The organism is Aliirhizobium wenxiniae (assembly GCF_019511445.1).
Classification (GTDB): domain Bacteria; phylum Pseudomonadota; class Alphaproteobacteria; order Rhizobiales; family Rhizobiaceae; genus Neorhizobium; species Neorhizobium wenxiniae_A.
On record NZ_JAEUAN010000039.1, the window covers coordinates 1 to 20,488 of the forward strand.

The 20,488-nt window shown below is 57.9% G+C and carries 25 protein-coding genes; 9 read left to right on the forward strand and 16 right to left on the reverse strand.

The window, feature by feature from the left end:
• Positions 1-97, forward strand: a 97-nt coding sequence (locus tag JNB91_RS29385; protein ID WP_220326603.1) for an integrase core domain-containing protein, incomplete at its 5' end; no start/stop codon positions are given.
• Between the two features lie 312 nt (positions 98-409).
• On the opposite strand, the gene JNB91_RS29390 is transcribed toward JNB91_RS29385, so the two are convergent.
• The 8 genes from JNB91_RS29390 to JNB91_RS29425 all read right to left on the reverse strand — a co-directional run bounded on the left by JNB91_RS29390 (position 410) and on the right by JNB91_RS29425 (position 7,083).
• Positions 410-1,597, reverse strand: coding sequence for an NnrS family protein (locus JNB91_RS29390; RefSeq protein ID WP_220328977.1), 1,188 nt, complete (start codon positions 1,595-1,597; stop codon positions 410-412).
• Positions 1,598-1,599: 2 nt separating this feature from the next.
• Complete coding sequence (locus JNB91_RS29395; protein ID WP_220328978.1) at positions 1,600-2,820, reverse strand: NnrS family protein; 1,221 nt, start codon at positions 2,818-2,820, stop codon at positions 1,600-1,602.
• A complete protein-coding gene (locus JNB91_RS29400; protein WP_220328979.1) occupies positions 2,817-3,563 on the reverse strand; it encodes an ABC transporter ATP-binding protein in 747 nt (248 codons plus the stop codon). Before JNB91_RS29400 ends, JNB91_RS29395 begins: the two co-directional genes overlap by 4 nt.
• Positions 3,560-4,369 (reverse strand): ABC transporter permease, encoded by an 810-nt coding sequence (locus JNB91_RS29405; protein WP_220328980.1) that lies wholly within the window; start codon positions 4,367-4,369, stop codon positions 3,560-3,562. The genes JNB91_RS29400 and JNB91_RS29405 overlap by 4 nt, the downstream gene beginning before the upstream one ends.
• Before the next feature lie 8 nt (positions 4,370-4,377).
• Positions 4,378-5,397: an ABC transporter substrate-binding protein gene (locus JNB91_RS31560; RefSeq protein ID WP_220328981.1), complete on the reverse strand. Its 1,020-nt coding sequence runs from the start codon at positions 5,395-5,397 to the stop codon at positions 4,378-4,380.
• Positions 5,398-5,760: 363 nt separating this feature from the next.
• Positions 5,761-6,444 (reverse strand): NnrU family protein, encoded by a 684-nt coding sequence (locus JNB91_RS29415; RefSeq protein WP_220328982.1) that lies wholly within the window; start codon positions 6,442-6,444, stop codon positions 5,761-5,763.
• The gene (locus JNB91_RS29420) at positions 6,441-6,917 is read right to left on the reverse strand and encodes a hemerythrin domain-containing protein (protein ID WP_220328983.1); all 477 of its coding nucleotides are present in this window, start codon (positions 6,915-6,917) and stop codon (positions 6,441-6,443) included. The genes JNB91_RS29415 and JNB91_RS29420 overlap by 4 nt, the downstream gene beginning before the upstream one ends.
• Before the next feature lie 10 nt (positions 6,918-6,927).
• The gene (locus JNB91_RS29425) at positions 6,928-7,083 is read right to left on the reverse strand and encodes a hypothetical protein (protein WP_220328984.1); all 156 of its coding nucleotides are present in this window, start codon (positions 7,081-7,083) and stop codon (positions 6,928-6,930) included.
• A 105-nt stretch (positions 7,084-7,188) separates the two neighbouring features.
• Here JNB91_RS29425 and JNB91_RS29430 point away from each other — a divergent pair, with 105 nt between their 5' ends.
• From JNB91_RS29430 to JNB91_RS29455, 6 genes are all read left to right on the forward strand, one after another.
• Positions 7,189-7,758, forward strand: a complete 570-nt coding sequence (locus tag JNB91_RS29430; RefSeq protein ID WP_220329003.1) for a cytochrome c oxidase subunit 3 — start codon at positions 7,189-7,191, stop codon at positions 7,756-7,758.
• A 5-nt stretch (positions 7,759-7,763) separates the two neighbouring features.
• A complete protein-coding gene (locus JNB91_RS29435; protein WP_220328985.1) occupies positions 7,764-8,036 on the forward strand; it encodes a cytochrome C oxidase subunit IV family protein in 273 nt (90 codons plus the stop codon).
• A gap of 160 nt (positions 8,037-8,196) precedes the next feature.
• Positions 8,197-8,649: a c-type cytochrome gene (locus JNB91_RS29440; RefSeq protein WP_220328986.1), complete on the forward strand. Its 453-nt coding sequence runs from the start codon at positions 8,197-8,199 to the stop codon at positions 8,647-8,649.
• Positions 8,650-8,678: 29 nt separating this feature from the next.
• The gene (locus JNB91_RS29445) at positions 8,679-10,025 is read left to right on the forward strand and encodes a nitric-oxide reductase large subunit (protein WP_220328987.1); all 1,347 of its coding nucleotides are present in this window, start codon (positions 8,679-8,681) and stop codon (positions 10,023-10,025) included.
• Positions 10,026-10,095: 70 nt separating this feature from the next.
• Complete coding sequence (locus JNB91_RS29450) at positions 10,096-10,899, forward strand: CbbQ/NirQ/NorQ/GpvN family protein (RefSeq protein ID WP_220328988.1); 804 nt, start codon at positions 10,096-10,098, stop codon at positions 10,897-10,899.
• 14 nt (positions 10,900-10,913) lie between these two features.
• A complete protein-coding gene (locus JNB91_RS29455; RefSeq protein ID WP_220328989.1) occupies positions 10,914-12,812 on the forward strand; it encodes a nitric oxide reductase activation protein NorD in 1,899 nt (632 codons plus the stop codon).
• 66 nt (positions 12,813-12,878) lie between these two features.
• Here JNB91_RS29455 and hemN read toward each other — a convergent pair whose 3' ends face one another.
• Positions 12,879-14,231 carry an oxygen-independent coproporphyrinogen III oxidase gene (gene hemN, locus JNB91_RS29460; RefSeq protein ID WP_220328990.1) on the reverse strand — a complete coding sequence of 451 codons (1,353 nt, stop codon included), beginning with the start codon at positions 14,229-14,231 and terminating at the stop codon, positions 12,879-12,881.
• 204 nt (positions 14,232-14,435) lie between these two features.
• Between hemN and JNB91_RS29465 the strand changes: the two genes are divergently transcribed.
• Both JNB91_RS29465 and JNB91_RS29470 read left to right on the forward strand, forming a co-directional pair.
• Positions 14,436-14,717 (forward strand): DUF2249 domain-containing protein, encoded by a 282-nt coding sequence (locus JNB91_RS29465; protein ID WP_220328991.1) that lies wholly within the window; start codon positions 14,436-14,438, stop codon positions 14,715-14,717.
• Positions 14,718-14,787: 70 nt separating this feature from the next.
• The gene (locus tag JNB91_RS29470) at positions 14,788-15,297 is read left to right on the forward strand and encodes a DUF2249 domain-containing protein (protein ID WP_220328992.1); all 510 of its coding nucleotides are present in this window, start codon (positions 14,788-14,790) and stop codon (positions 15,295-15,297) included.
• Positions 15,298-15,393: 96 nt separating this feature from the next.
• On the opposite strand, the gene JNB91_RS29475 is transcribed toward JNB91_RS29470, so the two are convergent.
• Genes JNB91_RS29475 through JNB91_RS29505 form a run of 7 tightly spaced genes read right to left on the reverse strand, consistent with a single transcriptional unit; the run spans position 15,394 to position 20,324 of the window.
• Complete coding sequence (locus JNB91_RS29475; RefSeq protein ID WP_346269428.1) at positions 15,394-16,095, reverse strand: NapC/NirT family cytochrome c; 702 nt, start codon at positions 16,093-16,095, stop codon at positions 15,394-15,396.
• The gene (locus JNB91_RS29480; protein WP_220328993.1) at positions 16,095-16,586 is read right to left on the reverse strand and encodes a nitrate reductase cytochrome c-type subunit; all 492 of its coding nucleotides are present in this window, start codon (positions 16,584-16,586) and stop codon (positions 16,095-16,097) included. Before JNB91_RS29480 ends, JNB91_RS29475 begins: the two co-directional genes overlap by 1 nt.
• A complete protein-coding gene (gene napA / locus JNB91_RS29485) occupies positions 16,556-19,060 on the reverse strand; it encodes a periplasmic nitrate reductase subunit alpha (RefSeq protein ID WP_220328994.1) in 2,505 nt (834 codons plus the stop codon). The genes JNB91_RS29480 and napA overlap by 31 nt, the downstream gene beginning before the upstream one ends.
• The gene (locus JNB91_RS29490) at positions 19,035-19,316 is read right to left on the reverse strand and encodes a chaperone NapD (RefSeq protein ID WP_220328995.1); all 282 of its coding nucleotides are present in this window, start codon (positions 19,314-19,316) and stop codon (positions 19,035-19,037) included. Before JNB91_RS29490 ends, napA begins: the two co-directional genes overlap by 26 nt.
• On the reverse strand, positions 19,309-19,809 hold the full coding sequence (gene napF / locus JNB91_RS29495) for a ferredoxin-type protein NapF (protein WP_220328996.1): 501 nt from the start codon (positions 19,807-19,809) through the stop codon (positions 19,309-19,311). Before napF ends, JNB91_RS29490 begins: the two co-directional genes overlap by 8 nt.
• A 5-nt stretch (positions 19,810-19,814) precedes the next feature.
• Entirely contained in the window at positions 19,815-20,030 is a 216-nt protein-coding gene (napE, locus tag JNB91_RS29500) for a periplasmic nitrate reductase, NapE protein (protein WP_220328997.1), read from the reverse strand.
• A gap of 15 nt (positions 20,031-20,045) precedes the next feature.
• On the reverse strand, positions 20,046-20,324 hold the full coding sequence (locus JNB91_RS29505) for a hypothetical protein (RefSeq protein ID WP_220328998.1): 279 nt from the start codon (positions 20,322-20,324) through the stop codon (positions 20,046-20,048).
• Between the last annotated feature and the right edge of the window lie 164 nt (positions 20,325-20,488).

Here is a 20,488-nt window from a genome sequence, read left to right on the forward strand (position 1 = left end):
GCCATTGTGGTTCGAGCATTACAACATGCTTCACCCGCACAAAGCTTTGGGATATCGCTCACCGCGCGAGTTCTTAAACCGTCAAACAGAAAACTGATCCTGTCCGGTTTTTATGGGGCAACTCCAGTGGAAACATCGGGGTCGTGAGTTCGAATCTTTTCAAGAGCTTTGCATGACATTATGCGGTGCGGTGCCCGCCGGAGTATTGAGAGACGTTAGTTCCGATGGATAGAGCATCGTTAGTGGAATAGCGACGGCCATCTCGGCGTCTCCTTGCAATCTGCTAAATGAGTGAAATTTATGCGGCATTCGGTGAGACATTCGAGCTTGGGCATTTTCGAACGAGTTTGCACACGTGAGGCAATCGCTATTGATCTCGGAGTGATTAAACCCGCAAGACGCATTGACGCTATCGTAACAGTATGTATCTGCCATAGAAAATCGCGTAGTTGCAAAAGGCTAGAACCCATAGCAGACCGGCGAGCGGCAAAATCAACATCGTATATTGTGGCGTAATCGCTGCCGTGATCCTTATTAGGGCAGCGGCAACGATTGGCAGGTAGATGAAGAAAACCGTCGAAGCCGGCGCATGCAGTGCCTGACCGGAGTGGCCGCGGGTTGCGCGGGTCATAACCGCGAGCGTCATGGAGCCGATCGCCCCCGACGTCCAGGCATGGATACCGGCCGAGGCGAAGCTCAAATCATCGGCAAGCATGGCAATGCCGGTCAAGACAAAGCCAAGTGGCACGAATAGAAAAGCGACGTGGAGAATGGTGACGAGCGGTTCAGCGAATGTGCGCTCGGGACACCATCGTACCTGCCGAACCAGTTGAAGAGCGCCTGCGAGCAGCATCAGGATTGCAGCCGGGATTGCCAGAGCGTTCCAGTGCGCCGCTACCGGCCATGTGGCAAGCGCTGTGGTTGAGATCACCATTACGAAGAGGTCGAAACGGCTGAAGGATGGCGGCTCGCGGCCGGGATTATTTTTCTTCAGCCAATTGGCGGTAAAGCTGGGGATGATACGGCCGCCGACGATTGAGATCATCAGGACTATCGCCGCAATCGCAAGGCGTCCCGCGATTTCGACATGCTCGTAGCGCGAAAACTCGTAGAAAAAAAGCGCTTGGGATGCCGCGAGCAGACCGATCACCGCTACTAGCTTATAATTCCGCTTATTCTTGGCCGCTACGACTTCCCTCAACGCATAAAGGCCGAGCACGATCAGAAATGCTAGATTGATGACGTTAGCAGCGGGGAGGCCAATCTTCTCTGACATGAAGATCGCAAATCGCCCTGCCAGCCAGAGCGCAAATAAAAGGACGAGCGGCGTGCCGGTCAGCCGCTTACGTTTGGTCCAGTTGGGCATGGCAGTCAGCAGAAAACCGGCAATGATGGCGGGCACATAGCCGAACAGAAGTTCATGCTGGTGCCAGGCGATCGGCGACATCGCCGTTGGTATGCGCAGAAAGCCTAGATACCAAGGCACCCAGAGCAGGATCGACAGTGCTGCATAAAGTGAGCCGAACAGAAAGAACGGTCTAAAGCCTTCGAGCGCGAGGTTTGAAAGATGGATTGTCGGGGCGGGGGTGTTCGACATGGTCAACATCTGTCCTGGTCGATTGTGGTGGTTGACCACAGCAGGGGAATATAGGCGTAAAGCCAGAGAAGGAAGGCGGCAGCCCAGGCGACGGCGGACGGGCCATATTGCCCACCGGGCAACGTGAGAGACGGCCAGAATTCCGGTGCGACGCGCAGCGCCACAGCAGTTAGAAGGCAGAGGATGGCCGCGCGGGTAATGCGCGAAAAACCGAGCAACTGGCCGGTATGCAGCAGACCAGCGATCGACAGGACCTGCAGCACACCGAGGCCAAGACCGCCCATCAGCATCAGGTGCAGGCTCCCGAGCGTCGGAATATCCAGGCCAACCCTGCCGAAGCCGATAAGGAGAAGGCCCAGGCCGGCAAGCAGGCTCGAAAGCCACAGGCCTGCGATCTCGAACGTCCAACCCTGTCTCCCGATAAAACCTTCGGCGACGCGGTCGAGGAATGCAGCGCCTGTCGCCAGTACCAGGTAACCGCAGACGGCATCGGAAAAGCCTGAAAACTCGGTGGCGATCAGCAGTCCTGCAAGCCCCGGCGCGAGGTTGATCCGCCCCGGATGAGGCCGGTAGGGCGAGGTTTCTTCGCTCGGGTCGAGAACACGGTTGGTGATCGGTACGGTAATGCGCGCCAATGCAAGGCCGAGAAGGCCAAGAAATGCATATTGCATGAGCCGGATGGCGCGCTCGGCCAGATTATAGGCGTCCGACAGCATGGAGAGACGCAGAAGGCCGGCGGCTATTGCCAATGTCGCGAGCAGCAGGACGAAGCCGGTCAGCGCCATCGTCCGTTTTTTCCAGCCCAGACAGGCGGCATAACCAACAAGGAAAACCAGCCAGATCTGATCGAGAATGCCGCCCAGAACAATTGCGGCATCAATGCCGAACAGACCAATCAGCCGGGCCAGAGCCCACAGACCGGCGAGGATGAGGAGAGGTTTTCTCTTTAAACCCTCTGTGTCGGTCCATTCCGGTAAAGCCGAAGTGAGAAACCCCAGCAATGCCGCCCCAAACGATCCAATCAGCATCTCCTGAGCATGCCAGTGGGCTGGCAGGGTGTTGTGAGCGAAGGGCAGGCCGAGCTGCCAGCCTGCGACCCAAAGCAAAGGCCAGAGAGCCGCGTGCAAAGCAGCTATAGGGAAGAACAATCGCAATCCTTCGGCGGTCGCAGCGCGCATGATGTTACGCCATCCCGGAGATGTATCAACGGGCATTACCGTCATCCAGCCCTCCGTTCGTCGAGGTCCTCGACATGTCGAAACAGCGGGTCTTCCTTCATGAAGTGCTGAACGGTTTCGAAAATCATCCGTTCATCACGCTCTCCAGGCATGAGCGATATATAACGCTCCCCCGATATTCCGTTTCCGCGCCGGTCCAGCACGACGACCCGATGAGCGATCCGCACGGCCTCTGCCATGTCATGGGTGATGAACAGGCCGCCGCGTTTGCCGCTGCCCACATGGCGGATGACGATATCCTGCATATGACGGCGCAGCGCAGGGTCGAGCGCGGTAAACGGCTCGTCGAAAAACAGAAAGTCGGCTTCACTGGCAAGCGCGCGGGCAATTGCGGTGCGCTGTTTCATGCCACCCGAAAGCTGGACCGGATATTTGTCGAGATCTTCGTCTTCAAGAGCGGCGGCCGCTGCCGCAGCGAAGATATGATCATGACGATCGCGAACAGAGAGTTTTTCCGGAAGCGCCATGCCGATGTTTTTGCGCGCGGTGGCCCATGGCAGGAGCCTCGGTTCCTGAAACACGACTGCATGTCGTCCATAGGTCCGGTTGATGCGGCCATGTCGCGGTTCGACAAGCCCGGCGGCGATATGCAGAAGCGTGCTCTTGCCGCAACCGGATGGCCCGACCAGGGCCACCAGTTCGCCATCGCCGATGTCGAGTGTAACCTGATCAAGAACCGTGCGGCCAAGAAAGGCGTGTCCGATATCGCTGAGAGTGAGGGTGCTCATCGCTTGACACCCCACGGCCGGGCAGCATGACGCCAGACCTCCAGTTCTGAACGCGTTGGCTGGATCAGCCCATATTCGACTGCGAGCAGCGCGCTGACGGACAGAAGGATCCAAGCGAGCGCGTTTGCCACGTCGAGGTTCGAGCGAGAGACTGCGAGCGCCTCGCCGATTCCGCCTGCATTGGCGAGAAGTTCTGCCATGACTGCCGCCTTGAAAGCGGTTCCGAGCGCCATGATGAGGATCGAGAACAGGCGGTTTAGCATTTGCGGAACGGTGATGCGGACAAATCGACGAACTCGCCCCATGCCGAGCGAGAGCGCCATGTCGTCGAGCAGCCTGTCGCGATTGGCGATACCTTCCGCCGCACCGAGAAAAACGATGGGTAGGCAGGCGATGGCAGCTGTGGTCGTCACCGTTGCCGAACCGGTGCCGAACCAGATCATCAGAAGCACGATCCAGGCGATCGGCGGGACGCCGAGCATCAGGGTGATCTGCGGTTGAACGAGGCGCAGGAGTGCCGGATGAAACCCGGCAAGGCATCCGGCCATGGTGCCGATCGCGCCGGCAAGCGCGAAGCCCGAGAGTGCGCGTGACGAGGTGGTGAGCAGGAGTTGCCAGGAGGATGCCTCGCCCAGAAGGGCCGTCGCGGCGGCAAGCGTTTCCAATGGCGAGGGCAGGATGAAATTGCCATAGGCTTCATGCGCTACCTGCCATAAGGCTGCAAAAACGCTCAATCCCGCAAGGCCGGACCAGCCGGACCAGAGGAATTGTGCAGTTCTTGAAATGCGCCCGGCAAGTGACGGCATGGATGACCTCACAGATAGAGACCATCGCCGGGAAGTTTTCCGCCGATCATTGGTGCGTTGGCCTTTGCGATTGCTTCAAGCAGCGCCTCGATCTCGGAGCGCGCTTTGCTCGCGGGTGTTGCGACGAGATTGGAAAAAGGTATGGATTTTTCGATGACCGGCCAGGGCAGTTCCAGCGCCGAAGCGGCGTGGCCGGCCGCGGCGGCCGGGTTGGCAACGACCTCTTCGGTAGCCTTTTCGAGACCGGAATGAAGGGGGGCAATCCTCTCCGGATAGTCGCGTAGGAAGGCGGACGCCAATGCCAGTCCCGCCTGCGGCATGATGGCCGCAAGCCCCGTCACGGCGCCCCATTCCTTTTGCATGTCGATTGCGCGATGGACGGTCTTGCCAGTACTCGAGGCCTTGATCATCGCCGCGGTCGCGGCAGGTTCAGGAACCAGTGCCGTTTCGATCCGGCCGGAAAGCAGCAACTGGATCGCCTCGACCGGCGAGCCGGAGCGGTTGACTTTTACCTTGTCAGCCAGACCGTGATGCGCCAGCACGGCATCGAATACCAGTTCCGGCGTATCGTTAGGGAAGGGTACGGTGATCTCTCTGCCAATCAGGTCTGAAATGCTGCGGATTTCGGCATTGGTCGAGATTACATAGAGCAGGCCATTGGTCATCACATTGGCGAGCTTGACGCCGAAGCCGCGGGTGTTGAGATTTGCCGCTGCCGTCACCGGCATGACCACTGCCTGCATGGTGCCGGAGGTGAGGCCAGCGCGCATTTCGTCGGGTGTACGCCAGATGCGGAAACGCACCCGCTCGGCAACATCGCGCAGAAGCCCTGCGCCGACGGCATAGGTTAGCGTGATCGAAGGGCCGGCTGGCGGGCCGTAGAGCACAAGTTCATCAAGCGTGGCTGCGTTGACGCGGCTGACGAAAGGAAACGTAAATGCTGCAGTTGCAGCCGTCTGTAACAAGGAGCGACGGTTGATGCCGTTCGAGTTGAGGGAGGTTTTTTCGGGTTGTCCAAAACGCTTCACGACGGGTTCTTTCCAAGGGGCGTTAGCGATCTTATCCGCTCCTCAGGCCGCCTCTTTGCGTAAGCGCAAGGAACGGCGCGACAAACGGGGCGAGTTTTCAGAAGCGGCTCCTAATCGTCGCCAACGCCGTCTGGCTGAGTGACGTGCTCTTGTGCAATGGACATGATGAAGACCCCCGGACTGTATGCTTTGGATGCCACGCCCATGCGCCATCGGGCGCCGCGAGGTGGCTATGGACAGAGCGAGGGGAATTCTTCGGGAAGGGGCACAGGCGCAATGGTCATGCCGTCAGCGTTAATGGAGCGCCGGTACGGCTTCTTTGTCGGAGCGCAAACAACGCTGACAAACTGACCTTCGTCCGTTCTATATGCCAGCCATACTCAGCGGATCGGCACCAAACAAAAAGGCGTGGCCGCCGATTAGAAGCCAAAGGGTCATCACCGCTGTCAGCGCAAATGCAAGCGCCATCGGGGTGTCGACATTCATCCGCTTTCTGCCGTCCGCGAATTTGGCCAAAGGCAGCAGCGGATGATCCGCGCAAAATGCACTCCACCCCTGGCCAAGCCTGCGCTTCGCGCGCCTGTCCAGCATCAGGAATCCGGCTGCGGAAAACAGGCCAAGGCCGCCAAAGAGGATGAGAGATCGCAGGTCGCCATTGGCGATCAGGTGACCACCAGACCAGAAGAGGAAGCCCCACAGAACCGGATGGCGCGTGATCGCGACAATTGCGCCCGGTTTATCACTGTGCCGGAAGGTTATCGAAGCGGGATTGGGAGTGAACAGGCCGGCAAGGACAAGAAATACGCCAAGCGGAGCGAGCACCAGCGCTGCCGTTGCGTGGCGGCCGGATGGCTCCCACAATTCCACATAGGGCGTGTTCAAGGCAGCATGGAACACCCAGACGAGCAGCAGGGTCGAGACGATCGAATAGATCAGGAGATAGGTTCTTCGGCCGAGGATGGCGATCGCGCTGCTGCGGACCGGAGGGAGTGCCGGTACGGAATGCAGCAGCACGAATGCGATTAGCGCGACAAAAAGCTGGCTCAAGCGAAAATCTCCCGCTCTTCGGCCTCCGCGGCCAACAGGGCTTCCATCATCAGTTTTTCGGTGGAGACGTGGCGGCGCAGGCACTCCAGAAAGCTACATAGCATACGTGCTATCGTGTCGAGCGGTAGGGTGCATCGGCCTTCAGAAAGCGCCATGAGTGTCAGCCGCAATTCTTCTGCCGCCAGTCTGTCGTAACGGTGCTCGGCCTTTAGATGTTCGATGATCATGACCGAAAAACACGAGCCTGCACGATGGTCAAAGCCGGGAAAGAGAACCTGTTCCTCCAGATCATGCGCTTGCCCGAGCAGTAGGAATATGGAGTTGGAAAGAGTTTGCAGATCGGCGTATTTCGGATCGGTTCCGATTTCTTCCATCGCCTGCTCGAATTTAAGGCTCAGACTAAGGATCTGCTGGTGATTGGCTTCGAGCCGGCGAACATCCGGTGCGCTAAGCGTATTGACTGAAACTGTCATGACGCCTCCCTCATTGCTGCAGGAACAGGATGCCGGCGATGATGACCGAGGCCGCAACTGCCGAAAGCGTTCCGCCGCGCTGAAGCACGCCCATTCGCTGCAGGGTTAGCGCGAAGCCGATGATGATCGGGGTCGCGACGACGAGGCCGACCTGTGCATCCGTCATGACAAAATTCCTTTCGATGCTCCCATCATGCCTTTGTGATGCGCAATTCTCTTTGCCGAAGCGCAAAGAAGGACATTTTCACGACGCCTATCGTCAGGCATGACCATGCAAAAAGAGATATCAGGTGAGGCGCTTCTGCAGATCGCTGACGAGACGGTTTTCGATGAGGACGTTCTGCTTCTCTGGATTCTGGTCTGGAGTGAACTTGTCGCCTTCGGCATTCTGCTCACGGCATTTCTTATCATGTCAGGCGTATATGCAGAGGATTTCGGGCTTGCCCGTATTCACCTCAACCCCGGCCTTGCGGCGGCAAACACCGTCGTGCTGATAACCAGCGGCTGGCAGGCCGCGATTGCGGCACAACGGCGGGCAACGCCTTCAAAGGCACGGGTTCCTCTTTGCCTTGCAGCAGCATTTGGGCTTCTCTTCGTCTTGATCAAATGCATCGAATATGCCGGTGAGTTCCGATACTCCTTCGATGCGACCTTCTCCCATTTTTTCCAGCTTTATTTTCTCATTACCGGCTTTCATCTTCTCCATGTCGCTTTCGGCAGCGTCGTCCTGCTGCTGGTCGCCTGGCGACTGGCGCGCGACAACATCCTTCTGATAACAACGCTTTGGCACGCCATCGATCTTGTCTGGTTGGTGATGTTCCCGATTATTTATCTGGTTTGAGCGACATGTATGACGCCCGCTTCCCACTACTTGGGACATTCATTCTCGTTCTTATTCTGGCTATCGGTGGTGTGGTGTTTGCAACCCTGTCCGATGGCAACCTGATCGTTATCGGCGCTGTGCTGTTGATCGCCTTCGCCAAGGCACGGTTCGTTATTCTTGACTTCATGGAATTACGCCACGGTCAGCGCGGCATGGCCCTGGCGCTGTTGGCATGGTGCGCTCTGCTGCTTCTTGCTGCCTTGGCGCGGCCACTTCTCGTTTCAACTCTCGCCTGATCCAAACCTCTTCCTTCTTTGCCAATGCACAAAGAAGGCTTTGCTCTGAACAATAGAAAGAGCACATCCCGCATGGTCGACGAGGGGATCGCCCGGCCGCGACATGGCGGGGGATTTCGAGCCGTGGTCACTGACTGCGTCAGATGAGAGGACGTAAGGTATGGCAGAACGCCTCACCAAGACCGGAGCCCGCAACGTCTTTTACGGCGGGTCCATATTCTTCTTCGCGATTTTCGTGGGGCTTACAGCCCATAGTCACTGGTACATCCGTACGACCTCGACGGATGAAACGGCGCTCACCGACAGGGTCGCCCGTGGCAAGCATGTCTGGGAAAGAAACTCTTGCATCAACTGTCACACCTTGCTGGGGGAGGGCGCTTACTTCGCGCCTGAACTGGGCAACGTCTGGGTTCGCTACGGTGGTCACGACGACCCGGCAAGCGCCCGCGAAACGCTGAAAGCCTGGATGGCTTCCCAACCGAGCGGCATCTCGGGGCGGCGTCAGATGCCGCAGTTTGACCTGACCGATCAGGAACTGAACGACCTCTCCGACTTCCTCGAATGGACGAGCAAGATCAACACCCAGAAATGGCCGCCGAACGACGCCGGTTGATGATCTCGGACCTTAAGGAGAAACATGCGATGAAATACCAAACCCAAAAGGTCGCGATGCTGTATTTCTACGGCGCGATCGGCCTCTTCCTGGCTCAGGTTCTGTTCGGCGTGTTGGCCGGCACGATCTATGTCATGCCGAATACCCTATCCGAACTTCTGCCGTTCAATGTCGTCAGGATGATCCATACTAATGCGTTGATCGTCTGGCTGCTGATCGGCTTTATGGGGGCCACCTACTACCTGCTTCCCGAAGAAGCGGAAACGGAGCTTTACAGCCCCAGGATCGCCATTGCGCAGTTCTGGAGCTTTTTGATCGCTGCGGCCGTTGCCGTGGGCGGCTATATGTTCAAGATCCATGAGGGACGCGAATTCCTCGAACAGCCTTTTGCCATCAAGGTCGGGATCGTCATCGTCTGCCTGATGTTCCTTTTCAACGTTACCATGACCTCGCTGAAAGGCCGCAAGACCGTTGTCACCAATATCCTGATCTTCGGTCTCTGGGGTATTGCGATCTTCTTCCTGTTTTCCTTCTATAATCCGGCCAACCTCGCACTCGACAAGATGTACTGGTGGTATGTCGTCCACTTGTGGGTGGAAGGCGTGTGGGAGCTGATCATGGCTTCGGTCCTGGCCTTCCTGATGATCAAGCTCAACGGTATCGACCGCGAAGTGGTCGAGAAGTGGCTTTATGTCATCGTTGGCCTGGCGCTGTTTTCCGGCATCCTCGGCACAGGTCACCATTATTATTGGATCGGCGCTCCGGGCTACTGGCAGTGGATCGGCTCGCTGTTTTCGACGCTGGAAGTGGCGCCCTTTTTCACCATGGTCATCTTCACCTTCGTTATGACCTGGAAGGCCGGCCGCAAGCACCCGAACCGCGCCGCTCTTCTGTGGTCGATCGGCTGCTCTGTCATGGCTTTCTTCGGTGCCGGTGTCTGGGGTTTCCTGCACACGCTGTCCTCGGTGAACTATTATACCCACGGCACGCAGGTGACGGCAGCACATGGCCATCTCGCCTTCTTCGGTGCCTATGTCATGCTCAACCTTGCCATCATGGCTTATGCGGTTCCGGAAATCCGTGGCCGCAAGCCCTATAACCAGTGGCTGTCCATGGTTTCCTTCTGGATGATGTGCACGGCGATGTCGGTAATGACCTTCGCGCTCACTTTTGCCGGTGTCCTGCAGGTCCATCTGCAGCGCGTGCTGGGCGAGGGTTACATGGATGTGCAGGAACAATTGGCGCTGTTCTACTGGGTTCGCCTGGGCTCGGGCGTCTTCGTCCTCATCTCGGCATTGATGTTCGTCTGGGCTATTCTCGTCCCTGGTAAAGAGCGCGCCCCGGCAATTGGCGGCATCGCCGAGCCGGCCAAATGAGCGATGTTCCGGCCCGCGCTGCTGAAGCCGTGGACCGGGACTTTCCCGTTACCATCAAGGAAGCTTCCCGATGAACATGCATCTGCGTCACTCTACGTCCCAGATCCCGGCTTACGCGCCTGCCGGCAATGAATGCGCCCTGTTCGAAGCCGCCTGGACACGCCAGCTGCCTCTGCTCCTGAAAGGCCCGACCGGCTGCGGCAAGACCCGCTTTGTCAGCCATATGGCGGCAAAGCTCGGCCTGCCTTTGACCACCGTGTCCTGCCATGACGATCTCGCAGCTGCCGACCTCACAGGCCGTTACCTCTTGAAGGGTGGAGATACCGTCTGGGTCGATGGTCCTCTGACGCGGGCAGTGCGTGACGGCGGTGTTTGCTACCTCGATGAAGTGGTGGAGGCCCGGAAGGATGTTGCAGTTGTGCTTCATCCACTGACCGACGACCGCCGTATCCTGCCGCTGGAGCGCACCGGCGAGCGGTTGGAAGCACCAAGCTCATTCATCCTCGTCGTTTCCTACAATCCCGGTTACCAGAGCATCCTGAAGACACTCAAACCTTCGACGCGCCAGCGTTTCGTGGCGATCGAATTCGATTTCTTGCCCAGGGCTCGCGAAATCGAGGTGGTGGCGGAGGAAAGCGGCCTTGATGCCGCGCGTGTCGAACCGCTGGTCGAGCTTGCCCGCCGGCTTCGGGCGTTGAAGGGGCATGATCTGGAGGAGGGCGTTTCCACCCGTCTCCTGGTGTATTGCGCAAGCCTGATCGATGCCGGCCTTGAGCCGCGGGATGCCGTTCGCTCGGCGATGATTGAGCCTTTGACCGACGAGCCGGATGTTCGCATGGCGCTTCTCGAACTGATGCAGGCGGTAATCCGCTAACGGGGGAGGACGCGATGCTGGATTTTCTCGAACTCGAAGAAACCGTGGGCCGTGCCTGGCATAATTTTGCCGGCAATACCCGCACCTGGCCAAGGTATGAAGCGGCGGCGGTGAAGCTGGAAGAGGTGCTTCCGGTTCTCTCCGTCTGCTTTCGTGGTTTCGGCGGCGAGCGGGCGGTGCAGCTCGTTCCCGCCCGAGGCAGGGCATCCGCGCATCGCCTGAAATTTCGTCAGCGCATGGGTTTGGGAGAAGAAAAGCTAATTCATCCCGCTCGCGACGAGGCGTCACTGATGTTGCCACCGGTTCTCGACCTGATGCCGGAACGCGATCTCAATCGCGACCTGTATCTCTGGCTGGCGGCGATCATGGCGCGGATGGATCTCCAACCGATCCATGAAGCCGATCTGCTCCGGCGCGATCTCGCCCTGCTCGAACAGGCGGAACGTCGGGTGGAGGATGTGCTCGAAGTCTTTCCGGGCCTGAAGCCGCGCTATCAAAATCTCTGCCTGTCGCTGATCGAACAACGACATCGCGGAAAACTGCCGCGTATCGAGCAGATGGTCGAAAACCGCATCGGCGATCTGTTGCGGCATGGCGCCGGTCTTGCGCCTTTGCATCAGGCGGGGCCGTGGCCATTGAAGGCGCCGTCCGGTTATCTGCCCATGCTGCCTGTGCCGCTTTGGCCGGATGCGCTGTCGCGTGAGGAGGCCGAACCACGGCAGGAAGAGGACCGCCCCGCGGGTGGTGCATCCCAGGATGCCATGACGGGTGGCCGCCACATCGCCGTGCGTGAAAAGGGCTCGCAGCAAAAGAGCGAGCGTAGCCCGTTCATCCTCAACCGTTTCGAGAAGATCCTCGCCATGGCGGAGATGGTCAACGTCGATCGTCCAGGTGATGACAGCGACGATCACGATGCGGCGGCGGCCGATGAACTCGACGAGATGACGCTTGGAGCGCGCAAAGGCAGACCGTCGGCAAAATTCCGCTTCGACCTCGATCTGCCGCCGGAAGCGTTGGTGCACACGCCTCTCGTCGCCGAACTTACCTATCCCGAATGGGATTACCGTCGCGGTATCTATCTGCGCGATCATTGCCGCGTAGTCGCCGGTCCTGCACCGTTGGAGGGCGAGGATTTCCGGCAATCCGAAGAGATGAAAAAACTCATTCGCCGGGTGCGGCGTCAGTTCGAGGTGATGCGGCCCAAACGCGAGGTACTGCGTGCCCAGTTTGATGGTGCTGATCTCGATCTCGATGCCGTCGTGCGCAGCCGCAGCGACCTGAAGGCCAGCGGCGAATGCTCCGATCGCATTCATCTGATGAACCGGCCGCAGGCGCATGATCTGGCGGTGACGCTGCTGGTGGATGTGTCGCTTTCGACGGATTCATGGTTCAACGACCGCCGGGTGCTCGATGTCGAAAAGGAAGCGCTGATGGTACTGACGGAAGGCCTTTCCGCCTGTGGCGATAACCATTCCATCCTCACCTTCACCTCGCGGCGTCGCGACTGGGTGCGGGTGGAAATTATCAAGGCATTTGACGAGCCGTTGAACCATGCCGTGCGCCGTCGCATAGCCTCGCTGAAACCGGGCTATTACACCCGTATCGGTGCGGCGATCCGCCATGCGGCTGCAAAACTGTCCGAACAGCCGAACCGTAAGCACCTCATGCTGGTGCTGACCGATGGGAAACCCAATGACGTAGATCACTACGAAGGCCGGTTTGCGCTGGAGGATACCCGTCGTGCGGTGATTGAAGCTCGCCGCCGGGGCGTGCAGGTGTTCGGTGTTACCGTCGATCAGGATGCAAAATCCTATATCCCGGCGATTTTTGGTCAGCATGGATTTGCTGTCGTTCCAGATATCCGCAAGCTGCCTTCGGCGCTTCCGGCCATCTATCGTGGGCTGGTCGGTTAATCCCCCAACCGACCCCAGCGAGGACCCGGCCTTGCCCGAAGGCCGGGTCCTTTTTACAGTGATCGTTCAAGCTGCCTTGGAATGCGTACGGCCTGACTGATCGAGATAAGCGTCGAAACAGGCAGCAACCGCCCTCACCAGAAAACGCTCCTCGCCACGCATGCGCAAAACTCCACCCTCGAATGTTACGATCTCCTCTGCGAGCAGGCGTTGAAGCTGCAAATTTCCATTCACAACCGTATCTGCGGAGAGGCCATGGGACTGGCATATTGCGGCGAGATCGACCGCGAAATCGCACATGATCCGCTCGATGATCACGGCTCTCAGCCTGTCGTCTGAGGTCAGGCGATAGCCCTTGGCAGTGGCGAGCTGGCCCCTCGCGATAGACTGTGCGTATCGCCCGATTGCGACCTCGTTCTGCACGTAGCCGTAACCCGAACGACCGATTGCGGAAGCGCCGAAACCGATCAGCGTCTCACAGGCATCCGTCGTGTATCCCTGGAAATTCCGATGCAGCGATCCAGTTTTGCTGGCTATCGATAGGCTGTCGCCGGGAAGGGCAAAATGGTCGAGCCCGATCTGTCTGTATCCGGCATCGAGCAAGGTTTCGGCGATCGCCTCTGCTTGTGCATGGCGTCCGGCTGCGTCTGCGAGGGCTACCTCATCGATCAGGCGGTGATGTTTCTTGAAGGCCGGTACATGTGCATAGCCGAAAACGGCAAACCGTTCCGGACGCATCGATATGGCGATTTCTGCGGTTTCGACTGCCGAAGCGATCGTCTGATATGGCAAGCCGTAGATGAGGTCGAAATTGATGCTGCCGACACCCGCTGCACGAAGGCCTTCTGTTGCGGCACGGGTCTGCTTTGCCGTCTGGATGCGGTTGATCGCCTTTTGCACTTTCGGATCGAAACTTTGCACGCCCAGGCTCGCACGGGTGACACCGGCTTTGCCGAGGGCAGAGATCATCTCATCGGTCAGGGTGCGAGGATCGATCTCTACCGCCAGTTCCGTTTTCTCGACAAAAGCGAAACGGCTGCGCAGGTGGAAGTCGAGATCCAGAAATTCATTTGGTTCCATGATCGTCGGCGTGCCGCCGCCGAAATGGATCGCGGCGATTTCCGGTTTTCTCGACATGGTGTCAGCAACCAGGCTTATCTCTCGTTTCAGGACATCGAGATAGTCGAGGATAGGCTGGTCCTTCAGGGTGATCGTGGTGTGGCAGCCGCAATACCAGCACATCGACCGACAGAACGGGATATGCACATAGAGAGAGATGGGATCACCGCCCTCGATCTGCGACAACCAGTCGCCATAGGTTCCAGGACCAATGGACGGAGAAAACCTCGGTGCGGTCGGATAGCTGGTGTAGCGCGGCAGGCGGGCATCGCCATAGCGCTCAAGAATGCTTCTCTTCATCGTTCAACTCCTGTGACAGGAGCAAAGCTAGAGGCCGGAACCCCATCCTTCTTTGCCGAATGCCAAGCAGCGAACGGATTGGCCGCATCTGAAAGATCTTTGAGCCGAAACAAGGAGGGGGCGTTTTGCGCGTGTTAGCGAAAGGTCATAGGCCGCGCCCCAGGCCCGATATGTCTCGTGGGCAGATGAAGGACGACAAACACGATGACTGCAAAGCTTGGTGAGGTTCTCTCGATCGATGTCCGCGAGATTCCAGGGGCTCAGCGCCATCGGCGCATTTTCGGCACGCTGGAGACGCTTGAGCCTGGTGAGGTGCTACACATTACCGTAGATCACGATCCGATCCCTTTGCGCATGCATCTTGAAACGCACTTCGCCGGCCTTTTCGAATGGGAGTATATCCAGAACGGTCCGCAGCTTTGGAAGGTTGAGCTGAAGCGAATCAAGCATGATGGTTGTGGTTGTTCCTGCGGTGGAAATCACTGAGATAAGTCAGCTGGTTAGCAACTGCCAGGCTAATTGAAGCGGCTCATATCCCTACGTTAGGAGAAACCGCATGTCGCAGGTTTACAAGGAACTTGATGTCCGCCCCATTCTGCGCCAGGGCGGGGAGCCTTTTCAGGATATTATGGCGGCAGTTCAGTCACTAGCGCCAGGAGAGGGGCTGCGACTTCTCTCCACATTCAAGCCAGCGCCGCTTCTGCCACTGATGAGCCGGCGGGGTTTCTCAAGCGAAACCTATGAACTCGACAACGGCGACTGGGAAATTACCTTTTTGCCTATCTTGAAAGAGGTGGCTCATGTCGCTGTATCAAGCGGTGCCGAGGATGCTTCGGATTGGCCGGAGCCACTCTGGCAGCTCGACCTCGTCGATGCGCAACCACCGGTCCCGATGGAAAAAGTCCTGTCGCGACTCTCGTTGATGGAACCGGGCGAAGTCTTATTTGTGCTTCTTAGCCACGAGCCGGCATTCCTGGCGACTGAACTGGAAAACAGGGGGCACCGTTGGGTCGGTGCCTCGGATGGTTCAGGTAACTTCTATAGAATGCTTATCCGGGTTGGATAGCGGACTAGAACTTTCCCGACTCCCGGTCGTATCGTGTAATATCACCGCTAAGCAGCATTGCCAGCCCTGTTTCGGGGCTGGCAATGCTGTAAGCGATCAGTCGATGATATTGCTTTCTTGGGCGGCCAGATAGGCTGCCAGTTGATCCGTGTCCTGAAGTCCGTGAGTGGCGGCTTTCCCCATCAGTTCAGCTGGAACCTTCCAACCCGGATCGACACCGTCCATGTTGGGAAGTTCATGCGCGATGCCCTTGTGGCAATCGATACAGGTCGCTTTACCCGAGAGGAGATAACGTGTGTGAATGTCGGCGGCGCGTTTGGTCTGCTTGGTCAAATCCATTGCAATCGACGAATGGCAGTTCCGGCATTCCAGGCTATCATTGGCCTTTAGGCGCGCCCATTCATGCTGAGCAAGCTCAAGCCGCTTGTCGAGAAATTTTTCGCGTGTGCTGATTGTGCCGAAGATCTTGCCCCAGACTTCTTTCGAAGCCTGCATCTTGCGGGCGATCTTGTCGGTCCATTGATGCGGTACGTGGCAATCTGGACAAGATGCCCGAACACCCGAACGGTTGGAGAAATGCACCGTTTGCGTCAATTCCTCGTAGACGTTGGTCTTCATTTCGTGACAGCCGGTGCAGAATTTTTCGGTATTGGTCACTTCCAGCGCCGTGTTGAATGCACCCCAGAAAATCACCCCTCCGACAAAACCGCCAAGTGTGAGAAATCCCAGGCCCAGGGTGCCCGCAGGCGTAGCGAGAATACGCCAGGCCCACAGGATAACTGCTTTGATCATGCCGATCATTGTCCAGATCCCGCCGGTTTGAAGCCGAGTTCGCTCATATCCCTGAACGTGTTATCGACCAGCGGCCGCGTGTCCGCCTGCGGCACATGGCATGCCGTACAGAAATAACGGCGGGGCGAAACATCGGCGAGCATCTGTCCCTCGCGATTCATATAGTGCGTGACGCTGATCATCGGCGCGCCGGAACCTTCCGTAAGTTCACGCCGATGACAGGACATGCACCGGTTGGTGTTGACCGAAAGCTGGTATCCCTCAATCGAATGCGGGATGACCGGCGGCTGGTCCGGATAGTTGCGCATCTTCTGGATGTCATCGACAATCCATCTCGGTAGCGGTTCGGCACCGGTGTTTTCCATCGGGTTGGCACGGCCCGAAAGTTGCGGAACTGTCTGCGCAACGGCCACCGTGCCCGTTACCAGACAAACAGCGAGCGCGAAAAGCGTCCAGAGACGCCGGCTCAGGCGACGGGAAGGATCTTGACTGCGCATTTTTTGAAATCCGTCTGTTTGGAAATGGGGTCGGTGGCGTCGAGCGTCACCTTGTTGATCAGCTGGCTGGCGTCGAACCAAGGCACGAAGATCACGCCATGCGGCATGCGGTTACGTCCACGAATATCGACCCGACTGAGAATTTCGCCGCGGCGCGACTGGATTTTCACCTGGCCGCCCTGATTGATGCCAAGCCGACGCGCATCGTCGCCATTCATGAAGCAGCGAGCACCCGGAAAAGCCTTGTACAGCTCGGGGACGCGCATGGTCATGGAGCCCGAATGCCAGTGTTCTAACACACGGCCCGTGACCAGCCAGAAGCCGAACTCATCATCCGGAGATTCTGCCGGCGGCTCGTAAGGGGCGGCGAGGATGACGGCGCGACCGTCCTTCTGACCGTAAAATTTGACGCCTTCGCCTGCTTTCACGTAGGGATCGTAACCCTCACGGTAACGCCATTTGGTCTCCTTGCCGTCGACCACCGGCCAGCGCAGGCCGCGAACGTCATGATAGAGGTCGTATGGACCCAAGTCGTGACCGTGACCGCGGCCGAAGCTGGCATATTCCTCAAACAGGCCTTTCTGGAGATAGAAGCCGAAAGCCTTGGCTTCGCGATTCTCATACTCCGGCGAGATTTCGGTTGCCGGGAACTGGTCGACCTGACCATTCTGGAACAGTACCTGGTATAGGGTCTTGCCCTTGTAGTCCGGGTTCTGGTCGAGAATGTCCTGCGGCCATACTTCCTCTGTGGTGAAGCGCTTGGAGAACTCAACCAATTGCCAGAGGTCGGAACGAGCCTCGCCCGGCGCATTGACCAGCTGATGCCAGACATGTGTTCGGCGCTCGGCATTGCCGTAAGCGCCTTCCTTTTCCACCCACATCGCGGCTGGAAGGATCAAGTCGGCGGTCATGGCGGTGACGGTGGGATAGGCATCGGAAACGACGATGAAGTTTTCCGGGTTGCGATATCCGAGATAGGCCTCGTTGCTGTTGTTGGCAGCGGCCTGCATGTTGTTGTTCACCTGAACCCAGTAGAAGTTCAGCTTGCCGTCATGCAGCATGCGATCCTGCTGGACGGCATGATAACCCGGCTTTTCCGGGATGATGCCATGCGGAATCTTCCACAGTTCCTCGGCATGTTTGCGGTGTTCCGGGTTGGTCACCGTCATATCGGCCGGCAGGCGGTGGGCAAATGTGCCGACTTCACGGGCGGTACCACAGGCCGAAGGCTGGCCCGTCAACGAGAACGGGCTGTTCCCCGGCTCGGAGATTTTACCGGTGAGCAGATGGATGTTGTAGACCATCTGGTTGGCCCAGACGCCGCGGACATGCTGGTTGAAGCCCATGGTCCACAGTGACATCACCTTGATCTTGGGGTCGGCATAAAGCTCTGCCAACTGCTCCAGGAAGGCCTTGTCGACGCCGGCGAGCTTGGCGACCTTGTCGAGCGTGTATTCTGAAACGTGCTTCTTGAACGCTTCGAAATCGATCGGTGTCATGTCGGCGGCTTTGGCCGCACCTGTTGCCTTTACTTCCAGCGGATGTTCCGCGCGCAGACCGTAACCGATATCTGTTGTCGCCTGCATGAACTTAGTGTTCTTGTCGATGAACTCCTGGTTGACGCGGCCGGTCTGGATGATGTGGTTGGCGATGTAATTAAGGATAGCCAGATCCGTGCCCGGTTTGAAGACCAGCGGGATGTCGGCCAAATCCATGCTGCGATGGGTGAAGGTCGAAAGAACCGAGACCTTCACATGCTCATGGCCGAGACGACGGTCGGCAAGGCGCGTCCACAGGATTGGGTGCATCTCCGCCATGTTCGAGCCCCACAGCACGAAGGCGTCGGCATGCTCGAAATCGTCATAACAGCCCATCGGCTCGTCCATGCCGAACGTACGCATGAAGCCGTAAGCGGCAGACGCCATGCAGTGGCGGGCGTTGGGGTCGAGGTTGTTGGAGCGGAAGCCGGCGCGCATCAGTTTGGTGGCCGCATAACCCTCGAAAATCGTCCATTGTCCGGAGCCGAACATGCCAAGCGCCGTCGGGCCTTTTTCCTTCAGGGTCTTCTTGGCCTTCTCGGCCATGATGTCGAAGGCTTCTTCCCAGGTGACGGGCTCGAATTCACCTTCCTTGTCGAACACGCCGTTGCGCTTGCGCAGAAGCGGCGTCGTCAGGCGGTCCTTGCCGTACATGATCTTCGACAGGAAGTAGCCCTTAACGCAGTTGAGGCCGCGATTGACCTCAGCCTCCATGTCGCCATGGGTGGCGACGACATGGTTTTCCTTGACGCCGACCATGACACCACACCCGGTGCCGCAGAAGCGACAAGGCGCCTTGGACCATTTGATTTCCAGCGCCGCCACACCGCCGGGGACGGATTGGGCGGATGCCGGCATGGCGATGCCGGCCGTCGATGCCGCGATGGCAGCAGCTTGCGCCTTCAGCACATCACGCCGCGTGAGTTCTGCCGTCATCCGACATCTCCTTTTCTGCAATTGTCTGTTCGAAAACCATATGTGCGGCGATGACATCGTCCATCGCCGAAATTCCAATCAGTGTTTCGCCAAGAAAGCCGGAGCTTGGGCCTTCGATGACGATAACGATCTTGCCGCCACCGGTGGCATGCACCTCCACGCCCTCGATCTCGGTGAGCGCTGCAGACATGCGCTCGACCGCTTTAGGCCTTACGACGACAACCGCGCTCGATATGTGATGCTGCGGCTCACGCATGCGCCACCTCCGCTATGTTTGCCGACATGGTGATGGATTGGGCGGGGCACAGCGAAATGCAGGCGCCGCATCCGGTGCAGGGATCGGTATCTAGTACGGGCACGAAAGGTCCGCCCAGCCGAGGTTTGAAACGGATCGCCGTCGTCGGGCAGGCATCGCGACACGCTTGGCAATCAACGAAGTTCAGCGCAAGACAGCTGTCTGCGATGACGGCGTGATGGGCAAATGATGTGGCGGGTTCAGGCGGGAAGACCCGCTCGGGACATCGCGCGGAACATTTGCCACAGAACGTGCATTCCCCGGCTTGAAAATCGATAGTGGGAATACGATCACGCAGGCTGATTATCTTTGTTGGACAGGCGTCAACGCAGTCGCCGCAGCCCGAACAGTTGCGCAAGGACTCATTCGTTACTCCGGGCGGGTAATGACCGCCGTTTTCGCGTAATACGCTACCAGTCAAGAATGCGCGTCGGGTGCTGGCCGCCTGCCCCATATCACTCACTCCGCCGAATTGGGCCGCGCCGGGGTTATGTCGTGAGGGCCGGGTGGACCGTAGACAATCTGATAGGCCCAGACTGCGAAACCGTAGCTCGCGACCGTACCGACGGCCACGATCGGCCAAATACCAAAAGCAAGGACAGCAAAGGTCAGCAGTTCACGGCGCCGCTTTTGGCGGAACGTCGTGTGCTCAAGACTTGTTATTGGCTCTGCCATGTTCGCCTTCAATCTTTAGCTGGGGCTTATATGCAAAAATGCGCGAAATGACTTAAATTTAACCAGAAGATAACGCCGGTCGCCTTGATGAAAATCAAATCCAGAAATTTCGCCAAAGAAATATGCGTTTGGATTAATAAATAGACAATCTTGGGTTGCGTTAACGGCGGCAGAACGCATCAGGCAAAATGCTGCTAATGACTGAAATAACATCCAATCATCCGGTTGCGGATCAGCCGTGCCTTTCGCTCCCTGAGCGTAGCCTCTTTCGCCCGCCGCTTGAGTGTTCCCCAAAATCGAGCATTGATCAAGTGGACGTGTGTATCCTTGCTGAAACTACCTATACGCGACAACTCTCGTTCTTGTTTGTGTTGGAGCAATAAAGCTCATTCAGGTCGATCTAATCTCGACCTGCGGAACAGCGATTGGTCCGCTTCTTGAAAAAGGGAGAGATTTTC